Origin of the sequence: Duganella margarita, from assembly GCF_009857535.1 — a bacterium.
In the GTDB taxonomy this organism is placed as follows: domain Bacteria; phylum Pseudomonadota; class Gammaproteobacteria; order Burkholderiales; family Burkholderiaceae_D; genus Rugamonas; species Rugamonas margarita.
Window position 1 is genome coordinate 1 of sequence record NZ_WWCS01000072.1, and the last position, 613, is coordinate 613.

At 50.2% G+C, this 613-nt stretch carries 1 rRNA gene; it reads right to left on the reverse strand.

The annotated features are described in order from the left end of the window. A 23S ribosomal RNA gene (locus tag GTP55_RS29240) occupies positions 1–606 on the reverse strand; the annotation flags it as partial. Positions 607–613: the final 7 nt, after the last annotated feature.

Genomic DNA, 613 nt, shown 5'->3' on the forward strand with positions numbered 1-613 from the left:
GGTTAACCTTGCCACTGAATGTAAGTCGCTGACCCATTATACAAAAGGTACGCAGTCACGGAACAAGTCCGCTCCTACTGTTTGTATGCACACGGTTTCAGGATCTATTTCACTCCCCTCCCGGGGTTCTTTTCGCCTTTCCCTCACGGTACTGGTTCACTATCGGTCGATTACGAGTATTTAGCCTTGGAGGATGGTCCCCCCATATTCAGACAGGATTTCTCGTGTCCCGCCCTACTTGTCGCACGCTTAGTACCACCGGTCTGATTTCATGTACGGGGCTATCACCCGCTGTGGCTGCCATTTCCAGAGCATTCCATTATCAGTCCGACTATCACGTGCAGGCTCTTCCCATTTCGCTCGCCACTACTTTGGGAATCTCGGTTGATTTCTTTTCCTGCAGCTACTTAGATGTTTCAGTTCGCCGCGTTCGCTTCACACACCTATGTATTCAGTGAGTGATGACCTAAAAGGCCGGGTTTCCCCATTCGGAAATCTGCGGATCAAAGCTTGTTTGCTAGCTCCCCGCAGCTTATCGCAAGCTACTACGTCCTTCATCGCCTGTAATCGCCAAGGCATCCACCATGTGCACTTATTCACTTGTCCCTATAAC